Origin of the sequence: Sphingomonas sp. (assembly GCF_042095875.1) — a bacterium.
Classification (GTDB): Bacteria; Pseudomonadota; Alphaproteobacteria; order Sphingomonadales; family Sphingomonadaceae; genus Sphingomonas.
In genome coordinates, this window is record NZ_JBELMJ010000098.1 from 1 (window position 1) to 3,531 (window position 3,531).

The following is a 3,531-nucleotide window of genomic DNA, read 5'->3' on the forward strand; positions in this document are numbered from 1 at the left end:
AGCGGCGACACCGGCGCGCCCAGCGTCGCGGCGACCGGCGCGATCGCGCTGACGTAGCTGACCGTGCCCGGCAGGCTGACCGACCCGAGTGAGGTCAGCGTCGCGACCACCGTCGCGGTCGCGAGCGTGCCGAACGTCAGCTCCACCCCGAACCAGCGCGCGACGTAGATCGCCACCGCCAGGTTCATCGCCGGCCCCGTCGCGCGGAACACCGCGACCGCGAGCGGCAGCGTCACCCCGCCGACGCGCACCGGCACGCCCAGCGCGCGCGTCCCCTCCAGCATGGCGGGCAGCGAGGCGAGCGAGGATTGCGTGCTGATCGCCACCACCTGCGCCGGCAGCGCGGCCTTGACGAACCGCGCCAGCGACAATCGCGCGCCCAGCAGCGCCAGCGGGTACGCGAACGACGACACCACCAACCCGACCGCGATCACGGTTAGGATGTAATGCACCAGCGCGCCGAACGCGCCAGTCCCCGCGCGCGCGCCGACCACTAGCGCCAGCGCGAACACGCCGGCCGGCGCGATCCACAGCACCCAGTCGATCACCACCAGCATCGTGTCGCGCAGTGCGGTGAAGAACCGGACCAGCAGGATGCGCAGCTCGGGTTCGATCTTGCCGAGCGCGAACGCGAACACGAGCGCGAAGATGATCAACGATAGGAACGCATTGTCCCCCGCCGCCTTGACCACGTTCGACGGCACCACGCCCGCCAGGAACTCGCCCAGCGGCGGCACCTCGGGGATCGCCTGCGCCCCCGTCAGCGCGCCGCGCAGCGCCGCGGCCGACGCGGCGGGCAGCGGCACCAGCTCTAGGAACAGCGGCGTCAGCAGCGCGGCGGCGGCGGCCGAGCAGAACAGCAGCGCGACGTAGAGCGCGATCGCGCGCGCCGCCAGCCGCCCCGCCTTCGCCGCCTCCGCGGTCGCCGCCACGCCCGTCACCAGCAATGAGACGACCAGCGGCACGATCGTCATCTGCAACCCGTGCAGCCACGCCGACCCGATCGGCTCGGCCACGCTCGCCACGTCCGGCACATACGCCGGCGCGTAGGCCGCGAGTGCGATCCCCGCCGACAGCCCGACGACGAGCGAGAGTAATATTCGGGTCGCCTGCGACATTATCGCCCTTTTCACCGCGCTTCGTTATGACCCTGCCAGCGCAAGCGGATGGAAGGCGTCATGGCAAGAAAGTATTTCGGTACCGACGGTATACGCGGGCTTACCAACGCGGGCGCGATGACCGCGCAGATGGCGATGCGCGTCGGCATGGCGGCGGGGCGTCACTTCGCGCGCGGCGACCACCGCCACCGCGTCGTGATCGGCAAGGACACGCGCCTGTCGGGCTACATGATCGAGAGCGCGCTTCAGGCGGGCTTCACTTCCGTCGGCATGGACGTGACCCTCGTCGGCCCGATGCCGACGCCCGCGGTCGCGATGCTCACCGCCTCGATGCGCGCCGACATGGGCGTGATGATCTCCGCCAGCCACAACCCCTTTGCCGACAACGGGATTAAGCTGTTCGGCCCCGACGGGTTCAAGCTGTCGGACGAGGACGAGGAAGCGATCGAGGCGCTGATCGACGGCGCCGACATCGCGCTCGCCCCCGCCTCCGCGATCGGTCGCGCCAAGCGGATCGAGGATGCGCGCGGCCGCTACATCCACTTCGCCAAGACGACCTTTCCCGCCGACCTGCGGCTGGACGGGATGCGCGTGGTGATCGATTGCGCCAACGGCGCCGCCTACAACGTCGCGCCCGAGGCGTTGTGGGAATTGGGCGCGGAGGTGATCGCGATCGGCGACGCGCCCAACGGGCTCAACATCAACGACAAGATCGGCTCGACGCATCCCCAGCCGCTCTCGGCCAAGGTCCTCGAAACGCGCGCCGACATCGGCATCGCGCTCGACGGCGACGCCGACCGGCTGATCGTGGTGGACGAGCGCGGCCGCGTCGTTGACGGCGACCAGCTGATGGCGACGATCGCGGAAGGCTGGGCGCGCGCCGGCCGGCTGAAGGGCGGGGGCCTCGTCGCCACCGTCATGTCCAACCTCGGGCTCGAACGCCACCTCGCGCGCCAAGGCCTCGGCCTCGTGCGCACCAAGGTCGGCGACCGCCACGTGCTGGAGAAGATGCGCGGTAGCGGCTACAACGTCGGCGGCGAGCAGTCGGGGCACATCATCCTGTCCGATTACGCGACCACCGGCGACGGCCTCGTCGCCGCGCTGCAGGTGCTCGCCGAGGTCAAGCGCGCCGGCCAGCCCGCCAGCCAGGTGCTCCACCGCTTCGACGCGGTGCCGCAACTGCTCAAGAACGTCCGCTTCGCCGGCGGCAAACCGCTCGAGACCGAGGCCGTCCAGGCCGAGATCGCGCGCGCCGAGGCGTCGCTCAACGGCACCGGCCGCCTCGTCATCCGCCCGTCCGGCACCGAACCCGTGATCCGCGTCATGGCCGAAGCCGACGACCGCGCCCAGGTCGAACAGGTCGTCGACGCGATCTGCGACGCAGTCAGGCGCGCGGGGTGAGGCGATAAGTACCGCCAGCGATGCAAAGCCAGGGCATGAACGATGCAAGCGCATCCGCGAACGATCGCTTTCGCCCATAAACGGACATAAAGGCGCAAGCGCAACCTTTCACAATCGCCATCTCTGGAGCACTAGTTGCATCGAAGGATGGCCGAAGCCGGCAGCTTGCTGGTGTTGGTCAGATAGGCGTTTGGCCGCTTGCGAACGTTGAAGGCTGACTCGTACCGGACCGTACCGGTAGACGCCCAGCTCGGCGGCACGATCGAGCCGTAATCGATCTCGATCTCGATCTCGACGAACATCACGCTCGTACCCGTGTCCGCTTGCACTTGTCTTGATGGTGGCCCCATCCCTTGCAGGGATGAACCGACTTTTCCCGCATCTTCCTGACCATATCTAGGTTTTACAGGCGCCGAACCGTAGCATCGTTGCCACCTGATCCATTGACCATCGCCTTTGTCGTTCGGCTGTAGCGCTGAAAGGATCAAACGTCCGCGATGTTGTAAATCAAGTGAGCCTGACGACAGCTGAGCCGCTTTCATCAAATCGAGCACGTCTGTCTCGTCGATACTGTCGCGGATGCGGCTAGCATTATCCGCGGTCAAAGCTGCGACGCGACTGGCTGTCAAATGCGCCAGAACGAGGTTGGACAATTCGATCCCGCCAAGCCCTAGCAACAGCATCAACGGCAGGCCTAATGCGAACTCGATTAGGGCGACGCCGCGGCGATCAGCCCAAAGTGCAGCATGGCCTATCATGCGCAGACTATCCCTGGGGTAGTCGCCTTGGCATATGGCTGATTGCGCATCACGGCTTTCGAGATGACGGTACCCCGATCCGGCCAACCGAACAGCGTGTTTACCGGAAATAGGTGGGGGTAAGACACCGTCACCGTGTAGGAGACGACATCTTCCCCGCCCCCCGCGTTACTGCGACCCGCTGTTGCAGCCGTGTCATACCTGCCGTTATCGTTTGCGTCCCGGAAGCAATCGCCAGCATCGTATTGTCCGTT

Annotated in this window: 3 protein-coding genes; 1 reads left to right on the top strand and 2 read right to left on the bottom strand. The window is 67.0% G+C overall.

The window, feature by feature from the left end:
- On the bottom strand, positions 1–1,118 hold a 1,118-nt coding region (locus ACFDS6_RS16810), incomplete at its 3' end, for a dicarboxylate/amino acid:cation symporter (RefSeq protein WP_375273229.1).
- Between the two features lie 60 nt (positions 1,119–1,178).
- On the opposite strand from ACFDS6_RS16810, the gene glmM reads away from it, so the two are divergent.
- Entirely contained in the window at positions 1,179–2,519 is a 1,341-nt protein-coding gene (glmM, locus tag ACFDS6_RS16815) for a phosphoglucosamine mutase (RefSeq protein WP_375273230.1), read from the top strand.
- Positions 2,520–2,650: 131 nt separating this feature from the next.
- Here glmM and ACFDS6_RS16820 read toward each other — a convergent pair whose 3' ends face one another.
- Complete coding sequence (locus tag ACFDS6_RS16820; protein ID WP_375273231.1) at positions 2,651–3,277, bottom strand: TadE/TadG family type IV pilus assembly protein; 627 nt, start codon at positions 3,275–3,277, stop codon at positions 2,651–2,653.
- Between the last annotated feature and the right edge of the window lie 254 nt (positions 3,278–3,531).